This window comes from Streptomyces sp. ME19-01-6, assembly GCF_033793745.1.
GTDB lineage: Bacteria > Actinomycetota > Actinomycetes > Streptomycetales > Streptomycetaceae > Streptomyces.
On sequence record NZ_JARAXF010000019.1, the window covers coordinates 17,599 to 35,538 of the forward strand.

Consider the following 17,940-nt stretch of genomic DNA (forward strand, 5'->3'; position numbering starts at 1 on the left):
TCGGGGGGTGTGATCTCTGAGGCACGGGCCTGGAAACGTACACAGGGGTGGGCGCTGCGGCTGACTCGCAGGCGTCCGGAAGTGGTCGGAGCAGCGAAGCGCTCGTGCTGTGACGAGGGCCGGGCGTCCCGTTGGTGCGCAGCCGTGGGCGGTCACGCATCCTGGACGGCCCGGGTGCGCCGCGGTCACGGCCAATGCGCGCGTCCGAGGCGGCGCGTGGCCACTCCTCAGCTCAGGGCGGATTCCCAGGTGGTCGTGCTGGAGGTGGCGTCGGAGCGAAGGCGGCCGCGGGCCGCGGTGTCGCCGTACAGACTCCACCGCATCCAGTCCACGAATGTGTTGACGGTGCGGGAGTCGCCGAAGTAGTTGCTGTGGCCTGCGCCGCGGAAAGTGAGGAACGCCTTGGCGGCGGGCAGTTCCCGGTACGCCTGACGGGCGGAGGAGATCGGGCACGTTCCGTCCCGGTCGCCGTGCGTGAACAGGACCTTGGCGCGGACCGACGGGCTCGGGTTGCCCATGTCCACACACGACATGGGGATCGCGGCGGTGATCCGCGCGTCCGGCCAGGCCGTGAGCAGGCCGTGGGTGGTCATGCCGCCCATCGAGTGGCCGGAGACGCCGACTCCGACCGCTGTGTTGAGGTGGCCGGCCAGCGGGTCTCCGGCCGTGTTCAGGGCGAGGGTCCGGGTGATGACCTCGGAAACGTCCTTGGACTGGTTGCCGTTGTAGACGTCCTGGCCACTGAGGTTGGCGAAGTGGGGGGCGGGGACCACGAAGCCGGCCTCGGCCAGGGGGCGGATGATCGCCAGGGAATTCTGCGGGCTGCTGCTGAAGCCGTGCATGAACTCGCAGACCGGGAAGACGCCTTGGGCGACGGGCGCGTTGGTGACCGGGGCGCCACCGGGGGCTCCGGTGGCGGGGTAGTAGACGTAGGTGGTCCACCGGCGGCTGCCGCGGCTCCAGGCATACGGGCGCACGCCGACCGCGAACCGCTGGGTCGGAGCTCCGGCCCTCGCGCCGGCACCTGCTTGCCCTGTACCGAGCAGGGACAGACCTACGCCCGCGGCTCCGGCTGCGCTCAGGGTCAGGAAACTACGCCGTTGCATGGTCATGAAGACTCCTGGTGTGGGGGGTGCGGAGCGCTGCTCGGTCAGGTGCCGGGAAGAGGCATCGGTGATGCCGGGGCGGTCGCACTGACCGAGGTGGTGGGGTCGTAGCCGTGGGGGTGGTCAGGTGGGCGTATCACGCACGGTGGAGGACGTTCCGGTCCTGCCTGTGGCAGCGACCGTGGCCGTGATGGATGTGGCGTTGCCTTGCGGGCAGAGACACGGCGACGGCGAGCCGGTGACCACCTGCCGCCCCCTGCGGAAGCGTGACACAGGAGGCCTCTCCTTCCACTTGTCGTGTGCCGCGCCTCTGGGAGCGTTCCCACATCGGGGTTGCAACAGTCAGAGTCCCGATCGGGTACCGGTCTGTCAATCATTGGCGCCCAACTCTGTTGTCTTCGACGCGCATTCGACAGATCGAGGGGCGGGCGGCGCGGTGTGGCGTCTCCGCACACCGCCCGGTCACGCTCGCGACGGCCTTGTCAGCCGTGACCGATACCCGCACTCATGCCGGCGATCGTATGGGCCCTGACGTCGAGGTGAGGTCCCTCCGCGAATCGGGTCACCACGGCGCGGACATGGTCCTGGGCGGGCTGGAGCAGCCCGTCGTACACCGCGACGCAGACTTCCCGCGCCCGTGACCGGGGCCAGTCGGATGGCAGCAGCCCGATGGGGAGCAACGGGTCCAGGATGGGGAAGTGCCGGTAGGCGTGCATGACCTCGGTCCGGGCGCGCACCGCGTCGGCACCGGTGACGCCGTCGGCGCTGATGTGCGGAAGCAAGCCGCTCCAACGACTGATGAACGCGTGGTAGTGCTCGGCGATGCCGGTCAGGTCCCACGCTTCGACCGGGTTGCGGTCGACCTCCGTGTCCAGTTCCTCCTGCCGCGCGCGGAACACGGTCACTGCTCCCCGCGCCAGGTCGGCCACCTCGATCCGCCCCTTGGGGGTCAGGGGGTGCGGCGACACCCAGAGCGCGTCGTACAGCGGCGCGAACCCGCGCCAACGCAGCGCGGTGCGCAACGCCCGCCGCCGCGTGCTCTCCTGTTCCGGAACGGAGAAGGCGATCAGTGTCCACCGTCCGTCCCACGAGTCGGGCTGAGTGGTGAAGGTGGCGATCGAGCTGGCGCCGCTCCACAGATCGACGGCGGCCTGAGACGTCAGCCGGTAGGAGCTGTAACGCCCTTGCCGGCTGCCCTCCAGCACCCCACGGCGCATCAGCCTGCTGATCGTCGTACGGGCGGCGCCGGCGGTCACGTGGAACTCGCCGAGCAGCGCCACGATCGCCGCGGACGGCAACCAGGACCGGACGGGGAACGTGTAGTCGGCGATCAAGGTCACCGCGAGGCCCTGTGGCGAGACAGTGCTCTGCCAGCCGGGCGACCGCATGGGGCCAGCGGCGCCGTCACCCTCGTCGGAGAAGATCTCCTCGAGGTGGGACAGGTTCGGCAAGGTCGGCTCCGACGCGATGGACAGGATCGGCACCACTTTAACGGTTGGGAAATCGTCGGGTGGAGCTCCGCCGGGATCGGCCCGCCCGGCGGGACCTCCGCGCACCGGTGAAGTGAAGGTGCCCGGACAGTGCCCGGGTGAACAACACCGGCGTTCTTCGAGGGGTGGCAGCGAACCGTCATCCTGGCCCGATGATGACCTGGCGGCGCAGGAAGGGGTTCATGGCGCTCATGGCAAGCACTGTCCGGCCGTGCTGGTTGATCACCTCGATGCCGGTGGCGGGCTCGGCACCCCTGCCTCCCGCTGCGCTTCGCGCTCCCGCGCAGCCCACGTGCTGCCCTGGACGCCGCGCTCCGGGCTGCGTACCGGCCAGTCCCGGTCGTCCATCAGAAGGCGACCAGGACTGCTTTTCGCAGGTCGCGGCTGGGAGTCCGTCCAGAGGGCGGAGGTGACGGAGCGCTACGGCCTCAGTGAAGCCGGCAATGGGTGGGAAGGGCTTGGCATCGCATGGTCGGCCGGCGCATCCGTCACCACCGGGTGAGGGTGGACGGCGCCCCGGCGGACTGGTCACCCTCGTCGCTCAGGCTCAGGGTGTCTCGGCCGGTCATCGTGACGACGTAGACATTGCCGTTGGGGCAGCCCACGTCGGCCGACCGGTCGGTGGGTTGGCTGGTGACAGCCTTGAGGACCATTGAGGCCTTGCGTACCTCCCGCGATTTCAGGATCTCGGTGCATCCCAGCTCAATTTTGGTGTTCACTTCGGACACGTTGCTGACCTGCTTGCCCGCCAGCTCACCCTGTTGTGCCGGGTGGGGAGTCAAAGTGACGGTGAACCGGTTGGTCCGGCGCTGACTCAAACCGCCGGGGGTGGGATTGCCCGGCCCGGTGCCGACCCATGTACCTGCCCAGGCCGCGGGAAGCGATGTGGCAGCGGATGACGGCGAAGACGTTCCGCCGGACGCGTCATCGCCGGAGAAATGCTGCACGACGAACGTGCCTGCCGTCGCCATCAAGGGTGGAGATCAACGCGTGCGCCTCCTCCTCCCGCACGTTGAGATCTTTTTCCAGCGCCTCGGGCAGCAACTGCGGCCAGGTACCGCACCGGCCGCCCAGGCGTTCCAGCAGAACGCTGACAGTGCCGGGCGTGGGCCGCTGCTCGGGGTTCTTGGCCAGACGGGACCGCAAGAACGGGATGAGGGCCGCTGGAACGCCGTCGAGGTTCGGCTCCTGATGCACGATGCGGTAGAGCATCACCGCAGGCGAGAACTCCTCGGTCGGACGGGGAAACGGGCCCCGTCCCGTCGCCGCGTACACCAGCACCGCTGCCAGCGAGAACACATCACCGGCGCACCCGATTCCCCGGCACTCGCCTGCTCCGGCGCCGGATAGCCGGGAGAACTGATCACACCGCCGGCCCTCGTGTGACGCGAGTCCTCCCTCGCGCGCGAGTCCACCCTGGCCCGGGCGTTGATGCGCCTTGTCGAGCCGACCGGCGGCTCGGTGCACTACAAGGGCCGCGACCTGCTGGCGCTCTCCGGCCGGGAGATGCGCGAGGAGCGCCGCAACATCCAGATGGTCTTCCAGGACCCGTACGCCTCCCTCCACCCGCGGCGCACCGTCGGCGACGTCGTACGCGAGGCGTGGCGGGTGCACAAGCACGTGGTACCGAAGGCGCAACAGGAGGGCCGCGTCGCCGAGTTGCTGCACCAGGTGGGACTGCCCGCGGCGTACGCGTCCCTCTACCCCAGCCGCCTCTCCGGTGGTGAGCGTCAGCGGGTCGCTATCGCGCGGGCGCTCGCGCTGCGGCCGGAGCTGCTGGTGCTGGACGAGCCGGTGTCGGCCCTCGACGTGTCGATCCAGGCGCAGGTCGTCCATGTCCTGATGAAGCTGCACGCGGAACTCGGGCTGGCCTACATCTTCATCTCGCACGACCTGAACCTGGTCCGGCTGGTCGCCGACCGGGTGGCCGTGATGTACATGGGGCGTGTGGTGGAGACCGGGACGACCGAGGAGCTGTACGGAAACCCGGCACACCCCTACACCGGGGCACTGCTGAGCGCCTCGCCGGCCGTGCCCCCGACGTTGACCTCGACGACGATGTCCTCCCCGGACCCGTTGGGGGCGAGGCCCCCGGCCCTTCCGGGACGGTGGGCTGCCCCTACCGCACCCGGTGCCCCAAGGCGCGGGACATCTGCGCCACCGAGAGACCCGAGCTGGGAACCGGCGCACACCCGAGTGCCTGCCACTTCCCGGCCGGATCAGAATAGCATTCTCAAAAATTGACACGAGGGTTCTCAGTCAGGGAGAGGGTCCCTATGCTGAACCTCGCCGTCGGCCATCCCCGCACACCCGCCCGCGACAAGCGGCTGCCATTGCTTCATGGAAGCGAGGTTCTCCCTTATGCGCACGAGTACGAGACTCCCCACCCGGCGAGGATTGCTGGCCGGAGCGGCCGCCTCGCTGCTGGCCGTGACGTCCGTCCAGTCCGTCGCTGCTCAGGCCGCCGAACCCCCCGCCTCGCTCTCCCCGGCTGCGGTCTCGGTCGACTTCGGCTCGCGTGAGGGCCAACTGCCGCATTCAGAACGGCTGAACAACTTCGGCAACGTGACGGCGTGGCCCGACCAGCGCGCCGGTGACGTGAAGTTCCTGAACAAGCAGAGCCTGCACGGCGACGTCTACCGCATCTGGCTGAGCAGCCCGAACGCGGCGGACGGTCAGGACGTGTTCAACCTGTGCGACCTGAAGGCCCAGCGGTGCGACCTGTCCAAACTGGACGCCTACCTCACCGAGGCGAGCACGGTGTCCGACTCGGTGCTGATCAACCTCAACCCGACGGACTTCGTCGAGGGCAAGCGGCCCATGAAGGACCTCGAGCCGATGCTCGAACTGATCGTGCGGAGTGTCAAGGCGAAGTACCCGCGCGTCAAGTATGTGGAAGCCTTCAACGAGCCGGACTGGCAGTTCTACGGTCAGCAGCGCAGGCAGGGAATCCCGCCGGAGAAGACGATGCTGCAGCCGGGTGACCTGTACCGCTTCTACGAGCCGTACTACGAGGCGGTCAACGCGGTCAACAAGGGCCTCAGGCGCGCGGACCGCATCGAGCTCGGCGGGCCGGCACTGTCGTGGCTGGACCCGAAGTGGGTGAAGCCCTTCCTCGACGACTTCGCCGCCGACGAGAATCCGCACAAGCGTCTGGACTTCCTCGCCTACCATGCGTACCTCGCCTGGGATGACGACACGTACAAGACCCCGACGGTGTACAAGGACGACCTGAGGGTGGTGGCATCGCAGCGGGAAACCCTGCTCGGTTGGCTGAAGGAACGCCGCATCCACCAGCGCATCCCGAGCTACGTCACCGAGACGGGCATCTACCCCGGTCCGGCCTACGACGACACCGACCCCAAGAAGGACTACGTCCGCCAGGCGGCCGGCATGGCCACCTACGCCTACTACTTCGCGAACCAGCCGGACACCTACATGTTCAACTGGTGCGTCCGGCACCGGGTCGAGGAGCGCAAGGACCAGCTCGTGACCCGCACCCCGAACGGGCCGGTCAACGACACGTTCACTCCCTACGGCAATGAGATGCTGATGCAGTCCCGGATGAAGGACACCAGGGTGTCCGCCGGCGTATCGGGCGCGCTCGAAGGGGATAACGGCGTCTACGCGATGGCGTCGAAGGACCGGTCTGGCGCGTCGCTGATGGTCTGGAACTGGCAGCATGTGGGCGACCGCAGTTATCGGGCCACCATCGACATGTCCCGGATGCCGTCCGAGCTCAGGAACCGTCCCGTCCGCCAGCTCATGTACCGGATCGACCAGAACACCAGCAACTACTTCTCCGACCCGGCCAAGGCCGGCCTCCAGCTGGTCGACCGGAAGATCGTCAGGCCAGGCAGGACCCACACCGCCACCGTCGATCTCGCGCCCAACGCGATCTACCTCATCGTCCTGGAGCGTGCCTGAGCCCGAGGGCGGTGCCGCCCTCGGAGGGTGCCGCCCCGTGCCGACGGTCACGGGGCGGCACCGCATCCGCAGTCAAGGATCACCCTCGGCACGTTACCGGTTCAGCGGCGCTGCCGTACGGCAGCGCACACAGCCACCTCGGCATCGTCCGGGCCACCATGCCCGGCGAAGCCGGCCCCGTGATCCAAGTCCGGCCCCCGGCGTCCGGCCGGAGCGGGCACGGACACGACGGACTCGGAGCCCGGGCGTGCGGTCCCGCCCGGGTACCGGACCGTGCAATGCTGCCGGTTCGCCATCCGTCCCTCGCTCCCGGAACCAAGCGCGCACACAGCCGACGCCACGAACGGTGCCTCGCCCGACCGCGATCAGGTTCGCCCACCGGCAGCCGAGAAGTACGAGCCGTTGCTGGAGGTCGTCGACGGCCGGGTCGAGGTGCCGAGCGCTCCAGGATGGGGTGTCGAGCTCGTCCCCTCCTTCGTCCGGGACGCGGAGCGCGCCGTGTCCCGGACCTGAGGGGGGTGAGGCCGGGCCGGCGCAGGCCGGCCGGCTCCTTCACCCGGACAGCGCGGGTCCGGTATCCGGCTCGCCCTCCGCCCCGAGGGTCAACCCGGTGCCGCCTCGGTGTTCCAGCTCCGCGACCAGCGCCGTCTCGACGGCGCTCATGTGCATCGCCATCAACTGGTGGGCGCGCCGCGCGTCGCGCTGTCTGATGGCCTGCAGCACCAGCCGGTGGTGTTTCAGGTACTCCTCCGCGGCATGCTCGCGGCTGCGGGAGCGGTACTTCAGCTCGCTCCAGGTCTGCTCGTGCATCAGGTCGATGAGCGTCCTCTCCGGCGCCAGCAGCACGCTGTTGCGGGACGCGGCGGCGACGGCCAGGTGGAAGGCGAAGTCGGGCTCCGCCACGTCCTCGTCCGCCCGGGTCGCCCGTGCCTGCTCCTCGAAGGCCTCCTCCAGGGCGGCGAGATGGGTGGGGTGGTGCGCCAGGGCGGCCTGCTCCGCGCAGACCGGTTCGAGCGCCGCACGCGTGACGATCACGTCGAGCGGACTGTGCTCGCCGAGGGCAGCGGCCTGGGCACGCAGGAGCGTGGCGCTCGAACCGCCCTCGGTCGCGACGTATGTGCCACTGCCGGTCCGGATGTCCAGGACCCCGGCGTGTTCCAGCACGCGGAGCGCTTCCCGGAGGGAGCCGCGGCTGACCTGCAACCGGCTCGCCAGCGTTCGTTCCGCCGACAGCGCGCTGCCCGGTGGGAAGAGCCCGGACCGGATGCTGGCCAGGATCTGCTCCACGACCGAGGCGTACAACTTGGGCCGTCCGACGGACAGTCCCGGCATTGGTCATGCGGCTGGACCAAGCGTGCGCATCAGGCTACCGAGCACGCTGGGGGAGCGGCTACCCGGTCGGTCGTGGCGCGGTGTTACAGGGTCCCCGCGAAGGCCCGCAGTTCCCGCCGGACGTCGGGTCCGGTCGGTGTGTAGACGACCTCCTGGAAGCCGAGCTCACCAAGCCGTGTCAGCTTGCGGCCGATGCGGGCGGCATCGCCGACCATGGTCGCGGTGTCGATGTGTTCCAGCAGCAGCCGGTCACGGTCCGTCAGGTCGGTGACGTGCCCCTCGAAGGTGAGCAGGCGGTGTTCCCCGGCCTCGGCGACCTCCTCCAGCGCCTCCCGCCAGGCGCGCCCTCCCGGCTTGGCGTCGACCGCCTCGGCACCGCCGCGCGCGTAGGCGTCGTGCCAGTCGACGACCCGCCAGGGCCCGATGGCCTCCCGCACGCGTGCGCTGCCGGCGTCCTCGCCGTCGTCGAGGACCGTGCCGGACACGATGGTCGCCGTGGGGAGGCCGGGATGTGGCCTACCGATGATCCCGTCGGCCAGTCCTGTGGCCAGGGCGCTGCCCCGGGGGCCGAAGACGCTGAGCCACACCGGCACGTCCAGCGGGCGGGCCGCCGTCAACCCGGGGGCGTGCAGCATGCGCGCCGGCTCGCCGTCCAGCAAAACGGTGTCACCCGCCAGAAGCCCGCGCACGGCGCGGACGTACTCGGCGAAGGCGTCGAGCCGCATCGGCGGCTGCCCCAGGGCCAGTCGGGCCGTGAAGCCGGTGCCGAAACAGGCCCGGAAGCGGCCGGGCGCCAGCCGGGCGAGGGTGGCGATCCCGGACGCCATGGACATCACTGAGCGCTCGTCCGGCACGAGCACCGAGGTGGCCAGACCGATACGGGTCGTCCGGCGGGCCGCCAGGGCCAGGTGGACGAAGGGGTCCTCCCACAAGGGCGCGGAGTCGTAGACCCACACCCGGGCGTAGCCGAGTTCCTCGGCGAGAACGGCCAGATCGGCGAAGTCGGGGCCGGGAGGGAGGCCGCACGACAACTCGGGGACGCTCACCGGGCGTCCGCGGAGCCCGGAGCGAGGGCCGCAGGGACCCAACTCGTCTGCGGGGCATCCGAGTTGAACGGGGTTGTGTTATAACGCATATACCGCATAAGGCGAATGACGCTCATAAAACGTATACCACCCATCCGTTGTCATGTATAGCGCATTGGAGATGCCCATGCCCAAGGGGTACGTGATCCTGACCGAGGCCATCCGCGACCAGACCGGGATGAACGCCTACAGCCGGGCGGCCGCCCGGTCGATGGCCGAGGCAGGCGCCCGCGTGCTCGCCGTCGAAGGAGAGCCCGAGGTGCTGGAGGGTCAGTGGCACGGCGACCGGACGGTCGTCCTCGAATTCGAGTCGGTCGAGGCGGCGCGGGAGTGGTATGAGTCGGCCGAGTACGCGAAGGCGAAGCCGCTGCGGCATGCAGCGGCGGAGACCAACGCCGTACTGGTCGCCGGGTTCGAGATGCCACCACGGCCGGCCTGAACCGCGTCAGTGGCAGGTGATGGCACGCTCGGGGCAGCTCATCGCCGCCGAGCGTGCCGCCTGCTCGAACTCCTGCGGCACGTCGGGCTGTTCGGTCACGGCGTAGCCGTCGTCGTTCAGGTCGAACACCTCGGGGCTGACGGTGCAGCAGACGCCGTGACCGCGGCAGCGGTCCTCGTCGATGGTGATCTTCATCGGGTGCTCCCCTCGGCGGGTGTGAACTCCAGGTTGAGGTGGGTCAGGCCCCGCAGGATGTAGGTCGGGAGGTATTGGTAGCGGCGCGCGTGGGCCGGTCCGTGCACGCCCTCGGAGATCCGGATGACGCCGGTGCGGGCCAGGAGACGCTCGATGCCGACCCGTGCCTCGGCGCGGGCGAGCGGTGCGCCGGGGCAGGTGTGGATGCCGCGGCCGAAGGCGATGTGGTGGCGGGCGTTCGGGCGGGCGGGGTCGAAGGTCGCCGGGTCCTCGAAGCGGCGCGGGTCGCGGTTCGCGGCGCCGTTGACCACCATCAGCGTGGTGCCCGCCGGGATCTCCACCCCGCCTACCGCGGCCGGGACGCGGGAGAGCCGGAAGTCGCCCTTGACCGGGCTCTCCATCCGGAGCGTCTCCTCGACGAAGTTGGGGATGCGGTCCGGCTCCGTGCGCAACAGCGTCTGCATGTCGGGGCGTTCGGCGATCACCTTGAACGCGGAGCTGAGCAGGCGGACCGTGGTCTCCTGCCCGGCCGAGAACAGGTTGGCGGCCACCCGGACGGCGTCGGCGACCTCCGGCAGGGAGCCGTCGGGGAACGTGGCGGTGGCCAGGCCGGTCAGAACGTCCTCGCGCGGCTCCCGGCGCCGGTCCTCGATGTAGTCCGAGAACCGCCCGTACAGGAACTCCAGTGGCGAGTGGGCGAGGGAGTCCTCGCCGGTGCTGCCGATGCCGCCTCCGTCCCGCGGCCGGCGCTGGAGCTTGTCGAGGAACTCCTCCCGGTCCTCCTCGGGCACGCCCAGCAGGTCCGCGATGACCAGCAGCGTGAACGGTCCGGCGAACTTGCTGATGAACTCGCCCTCCGGCCGGGCCAGGAAGGTGTCGAGCATGCGGTCGGCGATCTCCCGTACGGCCGCTTCGTTCTCCTTGAGCCGCTTCGGGGTGATCAGCCGCATCAGCAGCCCGCGGTGCGCGGTGTGTACGGGCGGATCGAGAGTCGGCAGCTGATCGCTCATCGGCAGCTCGTCGCGGTGCCGCTCGATGAGCTCGCTGACGTCGTCATCCTCCAGCGGGACCGGGAAACCCGGGAAGGGACCCGTCACCGACAGGCAGGACGAGAAGGTCTGCGGGTCCTGGGCGATCTGGACCGCCTCGTCGTACCCGGTCACCATCATCACGCCGTGGTGGGGTTCCCGGGTGACCGGGCAGCGTGCGCGCAGGGCGTCGAAGTAGGGGTACGGGTCCGCCACGGTGCTGTCGTCCCGAAAGAAGTCGATCGCGTCGATGTCCTCGGGCGGCTCGTCGTGGGCCACTGGCCGGTCTCCTTCGTGAGCGAGGAACGTGATTAGTCTTCTCGTGCGCGAGAATCTAGTTCTCGCTACTGTGTATGGCTAGCGCCCCACCTGAGTCGGCGTGACCGCTCGCGATCTCGTCGGCCAGACCCCAGCGCCGGGCCTCCGCCGCGTTCAGCGCGGCACCGGTCAGTGCCAGGTAGGCGGTCCGTTCGCGGCCGATGCGCGTCGGCAGGCTCGCTGTTCCGCCCGCCCCCGGGATCAGTCCCATGCCGATCTCGGGCAGCCGGATCACCGTGTCCGGCGCAGCCGTCACCCGGCCGGCGAAGGCGGCCAGTTCGATGCCCGCGCCGACGCAGGCGCCGTGCAGGTGTGCGGTCACCTTGGCCCCGCACCGCTGGAGCAGGGCGGCGGGGCTGCGGTGCACGCGCACCTGGTGGGCCCGCGCCGGGTCGGTCGAGGAGCCGAACTCGGCGAGGTCGCCGCCGCTGCAGAAGGAGGGGCCGTTGCCGCGCAGGTCGACGCGGGTGACCGTCGGGTCGGACACGGCGACCTCCAGCGCCTCGCACAGGGCGTCCCGCGTGGCGGCGTCGAAGGCGTTGTGCACCTGGGGGCGGTTCAGTGTGATGGTCAGCCGGTCGGCGTCCCGGTCGAGCAGGACCGGCTCGGTGGACGGACGGGCGGCATGCGGGCGCTTCCGGGCGAGCCAGGACCGGAATGCGGCCCCTGCCTGGAGGGTGGAGTAGGCGAGGGACTCCATGACCAGCCGGTCGGGCGGCGGCAGGCTGGGGCCCATGCGGAGCACCTGCACGAGGGCCAGGCAGGCGTCGGGGCGGGCGGTGACGACGGCCCGGAGCCGCTGCGCGGTGGCGTACGGATCGGCGCACTCGACCCAGGGCCGGGGTGGGTCGGGCGACGCGGTGAGCAGCAGGTCGAACTCCCCGGCCGTTTCCGCGGGTTCTGCCGCCACGGCGACGCGCACACAGGAGGTTTCCCGTGAGGGGTGGGAGGCCGGGCCGTCTAGGTCGACCAGGAGGAAGGGTGGTTCCATGACGCTCGCAGTGTAACCTTGATTCACCTCTGACGAGAAGGGTGTTTGCGTTATGCAGAATGTCGCTCTCGCCCGCTGGATGGCAACCGTGGAGGGCAGACTCGGGCCCCTGACCGCCGTCGCCGACGACTTCACCGCCCTGACCGGCGTACACGTCGACCTCGCCGGTGCGCTCTTCGAGCGGGCCGAGCTCGCCGGATTCCGCCTCCCGGCCAGAGTTTCGGCAGGTGGCTCCTGCCAGCTCCTCGCCACCGCCGACGGCTGGGCCGCGGTCAATCTGGCCCGCCCCGACGACCAGGCCGCCCTCCCGGCCCTCCTCGCGCTCCTCGGCGCACCCCGCGCCGGGCTGCGGACCGCCGCGCGCCGGACCGGCGCGACCGAACTGGCGCGATCCGCCCAGATGCTGGACATGGCCGCCGCGGCACTCGGATCCGAGCGCGGCGACCGCGCGCCGGTGCGCGCCGAACGATACGGGCAGCCCCGCCCGCGCGACCTCACCGGCCTGAAGGTCGTCGACCTGTCCGCGCTCTGGGCGGGCCCCCTGTGCGCACGTCTGCTGGGGCTGGCCGGTGCCCGGGTCGTGAAGGTGGAGAGCACCACCCGGCCGGACGGGGCCCGCTTCGGCCACCCGGACTTCTACCGCCGCCTGCACGCCGGGCACGAGAGCCTGGTACTGGACTTCGACTCCGGCGCGCCGGCCGAGGCGCTCGCGGACGCCGACGTGGTCGTGGAGGCGTCCCGGCCGCGGGCGCTGCGGCGGCTCGGCGTGCACGCGGAGGAGTTCCTCGCCGCCCGCCCCGGCCGAGTGTGGGTGAGCATCACCGGGTACGGCCGTGACGATGACCGGATCGCCTTCGGCGACGACGCGGCCATCGCCGGCGGCCTGGCGGGCCGCGACCGGCACGGCGACCCGGTGTTCCTCGGCGACGCGCTCGCCGATCCCGTCACCGGCCTGTACGCCGCCCGGGCCGTCGCCCGCTCCCTGCACCGGGGCGGCGGAGAACTGCTGTGCGTGTCCATGGCGGCCTGCGCCGCGGCACAGGCCGAGACACCGGCGGCGACGTGCTGATCACAGACGTGGAGGTCGAGGGGCGGGGGCGGGTGGACGTACGTGTCGAGGGTGGCCGGGTCGCCGGGATCGGACGCCGACTGTCCGGGGACGCCCAGGTCGAAGGGCGTGGCGCGGCGCTGCTGCCCGGACTCCACGACCACCACGTCCACCTCACGGCGCTGGCGGCCGAGGCGGCCTCGGTGCGGGTGGGACCCGCCCAGGTACGCGGACGCGACGAACTCGCCAAGTCCTTGCGGGCAGGGGCGCCGGGGGAGTGGGTCCGGGCCGTCGGCTACCACGAGAGCGTCGCGGGAGAGCTGGACCGGTGGACGCTGGACGCCCTCGTCCCCGACCGGCCGGTCCGGGTGCAGCACCGCGGCGGCGCCATGTGGTTCCTGAACAGCGCCGCGCTGCGGGCGGCCGGGCTGGAGAGCGCCGACGGGCGCCTGTGGCGTGAGGACGGCCGCCTGCGCGCCCTCCTCCGGCCCGTGCCGCTCGACCTGGCCGGCGTCGGGCGCCGCGCCGCGGCCCTCGGCGTCACCGGGTTCACCAACGCCGACCCGCACCCCGCCGATGGTCTCACGCAGACGCTGTCCGTCCTGCCCCAGCGGCTCGTCGTCATGGGCGTCGACCCGCCGGTGAAGCTCATGCTCGACGACCCGACCCTGCCCACCCCCGCAGATCTGTCCGCCACGGTGGCCGCGATACGGCCCCGGCCGGTCGCCGTGCACTGCGTCACCCGCGTGCAGTTGCTCGTCACACTCCTCGCCCTGGAGGAGGCGGGCCCGGTTGAGGGCGACCGGATCGAGCACGGGTCCGTGATCCCGGCCGAGGCTCTCCCACGCCTTCGCCGGCTCGGCGTGACCGTGGTGACGCAGCCCCACTTCCCGATCGAGCGGGCCCAGGCCTACGCCACCGAGGTACACCGCGACGACCGGCCGCACCTCTACCGCTGCCGGAGCCTCGCCGAAGCGGGCGTACCGGTCGCCGCCGGCACCGACGCGCCGTACGGTACCCACGACCCCTGGGCCGTCATGCGGGCCGCCGTCGCACGCGACGCGGCAGAGCGCCTCACCCCGCGCGCGGCACTGGGACTGTTCCTGGGCAGCCCGCACCGGCCGGAACGCCCCCGACGGGTGACGGTCGGCTCGCCGGCCGACCTGTGCCTGCTCCACGTGCCCTTGCGGGAGGCGCTCGACGCGCTGACCGCCGACACGGTACGGGCCGCCTACGTTCAGGGCCGGTCGATCACGGAGCCCGCGCCGGACAACGAAGGAGCGCAGTGAACGAGACACCCGACGAGGACTTCCGCAAGCCGTACGTGGACGTGGACGAATGGCGTGACACCCCGGTGCGCCACCGCTATGTCCACGGTGGCTTCGCCGACCACGGCACCCGGTTCTCGATCTACTTCCCGCCCGACGACGCCTACCAGGGCCGCTTCTTCCAGCACATCACCCCCGCCCCCGGCGGCGAGCACCGGGCACAGACCGCCCGGGGGCAGGAGGACAGGATCTCCTTCGCCGTGTCGAGCGGCGCGTACTTCCTAAAGACCAATGGCGGCGGCGCGGACCCGGGTGACCCGACCGTCGCAGGCTTCCGCGCCAACGCGGCGGCGGCCCGCCACTCACGCGTCGTCGCCCAGTGGGTCTACGGGCCCCACCGCGTGCACGGGTACGCGTACGGCAGCGGCGGCGGGTACCGGACCATCGCCGGTGCCGAGAACACCGACGGCGTCTGGGACGGTTTTGTGCCGTATGTCATCGGCAGTCCCATGGCGATACCGAACGTCTTCAGCGTGCGCATGCATGCACAGCGGGTGCTCCGGCACCGGCTCGACACCATCGTCGACGCACTGGAACCCCGGCGGCAGCAACGACCCGTACAAGGGCCTCGACGCCGAGGAGCGGGAGGCGCTCGCCGAGGTCACGGCCATGGGCTTCCCGCCACGCGCCTGGTTCGGCCACCGCACGATGGGCATGCACGCCTTCACCACCCTCTACGGCGGCATGCGCCTGCTGGACCCCGGCTACTTCGACGATTTCTGGACGCTGCCCGGGTACCTCGGGGCCGATCCCGGCTCCTCGGTTCACCGCGACCGCCTGCGGCACACCTCCAGGATCTCCGCCGTGGTCACAGCGCGGGACGCGGCGCGGCTCGGCCTCGGCATGCCGCAGGCGGCGGACGCCCGGGGCGGGGTGGACGAAGCCTTCCGGGGGCCGGCGGCGGAGGAGGACTCCGTCGTCGCCCTCCGGCTTGCGGTACCCGCCCCCCGCGACGCGCAGGGCACGGAGCTGACCGTGCGGTCCGGACAGGCCGAGGGGAGGTCCCTCGTCCTGCGCGAAGTGCGGGGCGACCTGGCGCTGCTGGACGAGCAGCACGATCCGTCCACCGTTACGGCCCTGCGCCCCGGGGACCGCGTGGAGGTCGACAATAGCAACTTCCTCGCGGTCCAGACCTACCACCGCCACCAGGTGCCGCCCAAGGGGTTCCCGGTCTGGGACCGGTTCCGCGACGCGGCCGGGAAGCCGATCCCGCCGCAGCGGCCCCAGCTGCTGGGGCCGCTGTTCTCCCTCGGGGCGGGAGGGCCGGTGCAGACGGGGGAGTTCTCCGGAAAGATGATCGTGGTCGCCTGCCTCCTGGACCGGGAGGCGTTCCCCTGGCAGGCGGACTGGTACCGGAAGGCTGTCCGGCAGCACCTCGGGGACGCCACCGACGAGCATTTCCGCCTCTGGTACGTGGACCATGCCCTCCATGGTGACGACGAGATCCAGGAGGATCCCACCCGGTCCGTGAGTTACCTGGGAGTCCTGCATCAGGCGCTGCGTGACCTGAGCGCGTGGGTGGAGCAGGGGACCCCGCCCGCCGCCTCGACGGGTTGCACGATCACCGACGGGCAGGTCGTGGTGCCGTCGTCCGCCGCCGGGCGGCGGGGATGCCCGGGTCCATGTGGTCGTCGTCGGCACGGACGGTCCCACCCCTGGCCGCAACCGCTGACGGCACTGCTGTGGAGAGCCTCCACAGCAGTGCCCGCGGGGCGGCGCCCTCGCCCCGCTGCTTCAGACGCTGTACCCGCCGTCGACCCCCAGCGCCTGCCCCGTGACGAACCCGGCCCGGTCCGAGGCGAGGAACGCGACCGCCTCCGCGATGTCCTGGGCCTGCCCGAACCGGCGCAGGGGGATGTTGCGGCGGGTGACGGCGAGGGCCTCTTCGTCGAGTTCGCCCGTGTCGATCAGCCGGCCCGCGATGCCGTCCGTGAGCATGCCAGGTGCCACGCAGTTGACGCGGACGCCGTAGCGGCCCTCCTCGGCGGCCAGGGCACGGGCGACGGCCTCGACCGCGCCTTTGACACCTGAGGACAGCCCGTCACGGACCGGGTAGCGGCGGGTGGCCACGGTGGTGACGGCGACAATGCTGCCCCGGCTCTCCCGCAGCAGCGGCAGCGCGGGATGGATGAGATTGAAGAACGCCCCCGCGTCGGCCTCCAGCTGGGCGCGGTACCGGCTGGGCGCGACCCGGCTCAGATGGGTCATGGGCACGTGCGGCCCGGCCGCGTAGACCAGCGTGTGCACACCGCCGCATCCGCGCACCGCCCGGGCCGTCTCTGCCTCGTCGGTCAGGTCCAACCGGACGGCGATGACCTGGCGGCCGTGGTCCTTGATCTCCCGGACGAGGTTCTCCGCGGCTTCCTGGGAGGAGCGGTAGGTGAACACGACGTCGCTGCCGCGTTCGGCCAGCGTCCTCACGATCGCGGCGCCGATGCCACCGCTGCCGCCTGCCACGAAGGCCGTGCCCGGCCTGGCGGAGAAGTCCTCCATGGACATGTGTCACAACCCCAGGGACTTGGCGATGATGACCTTCATGACCTCGCTCGTCCCGGCGTAGATACGGGTGATGCGGGCGTCCGCGTACAGCCGGGCGATCGGGTACTCCAGCATGTACCCGTAACCGCCGAAGAGTTGAAGACATCGGTCCACGGCACGTGCCTGCATCTCGGTGCAGAACAGCTTGACCTTCGCGGCGTCCGCGCCGGACAGCCGACCGTCGACCAGCTCCAGCACAGCCCGGTCGAGCACGGCCTGCGCGGCCTCGATCTCCGCGTCGACGGCGGCGAGTTCGAACTTGGTGTTCTGGAAGGACGCAACCGGCGTCCCGAACACGTGGCGTTCCCTGACGTACGCGATCGTCGTGTCGAGCGCGGCCCGTGCCTGCGCGACCGAACCCACCGCGACGGTCATCCGCTCCTGAGGGAGGTTGTGCCCGAGGTAGGTGAAGGCTTTGCCCTCCTCGCCGAGCCGGTTGGCGACGGGCACCCGGACCTCGTCGAAGGCGAGCTCCACGGTGTCCTGGACCTTGATGCCCATCTTGTCCAGCACCCGGCCGCGCGTGAAGCCCGGCATGCCGTCCTCCACGACGAGCAGCGTGAGCCCCGCCCGGCGGTCGTCCGGGTCGGTCGACGTGCGTGCCACCACGATCACCAGGTCGGCGAGAAGACCGCCGGTGATGAAGGTCTTGGCGCCGCTCACCACGTAGTGGTCGCCGTCGCGCACGGCGGTCGTGCGGATCCCCGCGAGGTCGGAGCCGGTGCCGGGCTCGGTCATCGCGATCGCGGTCAGCAGCCGGCCGGCGGCCAGCCCGGGGAACCAGCGCCGGCGCTGCTCCTCGTTCGCGTAGGTGAGGAAGTACGGCAGGACGACGTCGAGTTGGGTGCGGACTGTACCCAGCGTGACCAGGGCGCGGGCCGCCTCCTCCTGGAGGACGACGTTGTAGCGGTAGTCGGGCTGCCCGCCCCCGCCGTACTCCTCCGGGACGGCAACGCCCAGCAGTCCGAGCGAGCCGAGCCGTTCGAAGAACGACCGGGGCAGGCGCCCGGCCTTCTCCCACTCGGCGTAGTGCGGGACCACCTCCTTGGCCACGACGTCCCGGACCAGCTCCCGGAACGCCTCGTGGTCGGCGGTGAAGACATCGCGGCGCACTG

16 protein-coding genes are annotated in these 17,940 nt (G+C 71.0%); 5 read left to right on the top strand and 11 right to left on the bottom strand.

The window, feature by feature from the left end; translation table 11 throughout:
- Positions 1-227 precede the first annotated feature (227 nt).
- From PV419_RS32845 to PV419_RS32860, 4 genes are all read right to left on the bottom strand, one after another.
- On the bottom strand, positions 228-1,112 hold the full coding sequence (locus tag PV419_RS32845) for a chlorophyllase/cutinase-like alpha/beta fold protein (RefSeq protein ID WP_319695167.1): 885 nt from the start codon (positions 1,110-1,112) through the stop codon (positions 228-230).
- A gap of 476 nt (positions 1,113-1,588) precedes the next feature.
- Positions 1,589-2,590, bottom strand: a complete 1,002-nt coding sequence (locus PV419_RS32850) for a PaaX family transcriptional regulator C-terminal domain-containing protein (RefSeq protein WP_319695169.1) — start codon at positions 2,588-2,590, stop codon at positions 1,589-1,591.
- A gap of 494 nt (positions 2,591-3,084) precedes the next feature.
- The gene (locus PV419_RS32855; RefSeq protein WP_319695170.1) at positions 3,085-3,567 is read right to left on the bottom strand and encodes a hypothetical protein; all 483 of its coding nucleotides are present in this window, start codon (positions 3,565-3,567) and stop codon (positions 3,085-3,087) included.
- Entirely contained in the window at positions 3,521-3,895 is a 375-nt protein-coding gene (locus PV419_RS32860) for a hypothetical protein (protein ID WP_319695172.1), read from the bottom strand. The genes PV419_RS32855 and PV419_RS32860 overlap by 47 nt, the downstream gene beginning before the upstream one ends.
- A 117-nt stretch (positions 3,896-4,012) precedes the next feature.
- Between PV419_RS32860 and PV419_RS32865 the strand changes: the two genes are divergently transcribed.
- Both PV419_RS32865 and PV419_RS32870 read left to right on the top strand, forming a co-directional pair.
- Positions 4,013-4,840: an ATP-binding cassette domain-containing protein gene (locus PV419_RS32865; protein WP_415925430.1), complete on the top strand. Its 828-nt coding sequence runs from the start codon at positions 4,013-4,015 to the stop codon at positions 4,838-4,840.
- Between the two features lie 117 nt (positions 4,841-4,957).
- Positions 4,958-6,523: a hypothetical protein gene (locus PV419_RS32870; RefSeq protein ID WP_319695174.1), complete on the top strand. Its 1,566-nt coding sequence runs from the start codon at positions 4,958-4,960 to the stop codon at positions 6,521-6,523.
- 552 nt (positions 6,524-7,075) lie between these two features.
- Here PV419_RS32870 and PV419_RS32875 read toward each other — a convergent pair.
- Together PV419_RS32875 and PV419_RS32880 are read right to left on the bottom strand one after the other, a co-directional pair.
- The gene (locus PV419_RS32875) at positions 7,076-7,855 is read right to left on the bottom strand and encodes a FadR/GntR family transcriptional regulator (protein ID WP_319695176.1); all 780 of its coding nucleotides are present in this window, start codon (positions 7,853-7,855) and stop codon (positions 7,076-7,078) included.
- Positions 7,856-7,938: 83 nt separating this feature from the next.
- Positions 7,939-8,901, bottom strand: a complete 963-nt coding sequence (locus PV419_RS32880) for an LLM class flavin-dependent oxidoreductase (RefSeq protein ID WP_319695178.1) — start codon at positions 8,899-8,901, stop codon at positions 7,939-7,941.
- Between the two features lie 166 nt (positions 8,902-9,067).
- On the opposite strand from PV419_RS32880, the gene PV419_RS32885 reads away from it, so the two are divergent.
- Positions 9,068-9,379, top strand: coding sequence for a DUF1330 domain-containing protein (locus tag PV419_RS32885; RefSeq protein WP_313744947.1), 312 nt, complete (start codon positions 9,068-9,070; stop codon positions 9,377-9,379).
- Between the two features lie 6 nt (positions 9,380-9,385).
- Here the strand turns inward: PV419_RS32885 and PV419_RS32890 are convergent, their stop codons facing one another.
- Genes PV419_RS32890 through PV419_RS32900 form a run of 3 tightly spaced genes read right to left on the bottom strand, consistent with a single transcriptional unit; the run spans position 9,386 to position 11,911 of the window.
- Positions 9,386-9,574, bottom strand: coding sequence for a ferredoxin (locus PV419_RS32890; protein ID WP_037679055.1), 189 nt, complete (start codon positions 9,572-9,574; stop codon positions 9,386-9,388).
- A complete protein-coding gene (locus PV419_RS32895; protein ID WP_319695183.1) occupies positions 9,571-10,881 on the bottom strand; it encodes a cytochrome P450 in 1,311 nt (436 codons plus the stop codon). The genes PV419_RS32890 and PV419_RS32895 overlap by 4 nt, the downstream gene beginning before the upstream one ends.
- Before the next feature lie 55 nt (positions 10,882-10,936).
- Positions 10,937-11,911 (bottom strand): enoyl-CoA hydratase/isomerase family protein, encoded by a 975-nt coding sequence (locus PV419_RS32900; protein ID WP_319695185.1) that lies wholly within the window; start codon positions 11,909-11,911, stop codon positions 10,937-10,939.
- Positions 11,912-11,963: 52 nt separating this feature from the next.
- On the opposite strand from PV419_RS32900, the gene PV419_RS32905 reads away from it, so the two are divergent.
- Together PV419_RS32905 and PV419_RS32910 are read left to right on the top strand one after the other, a co-directional pair.
- Entirely contained in the window at positions 11,964-12,980 is a 1,017-nt protein-coding gene (locus PV419_RS32905) for a CoA transferase (protein WP_319695187.1), read from the top strand.
- Positions 12,974-14,248: an amidohydrolase family protein gene (locus PV419_RS32910; RefSeq protein ID WP_319695189.1), complete on the top strand. Its 1,275-nt coding sequence runs from the start codon at positions 12,974-12,976 to the stop codon at positions 14,246-14,248. The genes PV419_RS32905 and PV419_RS32910 overlap by 7 nt, the downstream gene beginning before the upstream one ends.
- Positions 14,249-16,021: 1,773 nt before the next feature.
- Here PV419_RS32910 and PV419_RS32915 read toward each other — a convergent pair.
- Together PV419_RS32915 and PV419_RS32920 are read right to left on the bottom strand one after the other, a co-directional pair.
- Entirely contained in the window at positions 16,022-16,780 is a 759-nt protein-coding gene (locus PV419_RS32915; RefSeq protein ID WP_319695442.1) for an SDR family NAD(P)-dependent oxidoreductase, read from the bottom strand.
- 9 nt (positions 16,781-16,789) lie between these two features.
- Positions 16,790-17,938 (bottom strand): acyl-CoA dehydrogenase family protein, encoded by a 1,149-nt coding sequence (locus PV419_RS32920; protein ID WP_319695191.1) that lies wholly within the window; start codon positions 17,936-17,938, stop codon positions 16,790-16,792.
- Positions 17,939-17,940: the final 2 nt, after the last annotated feature.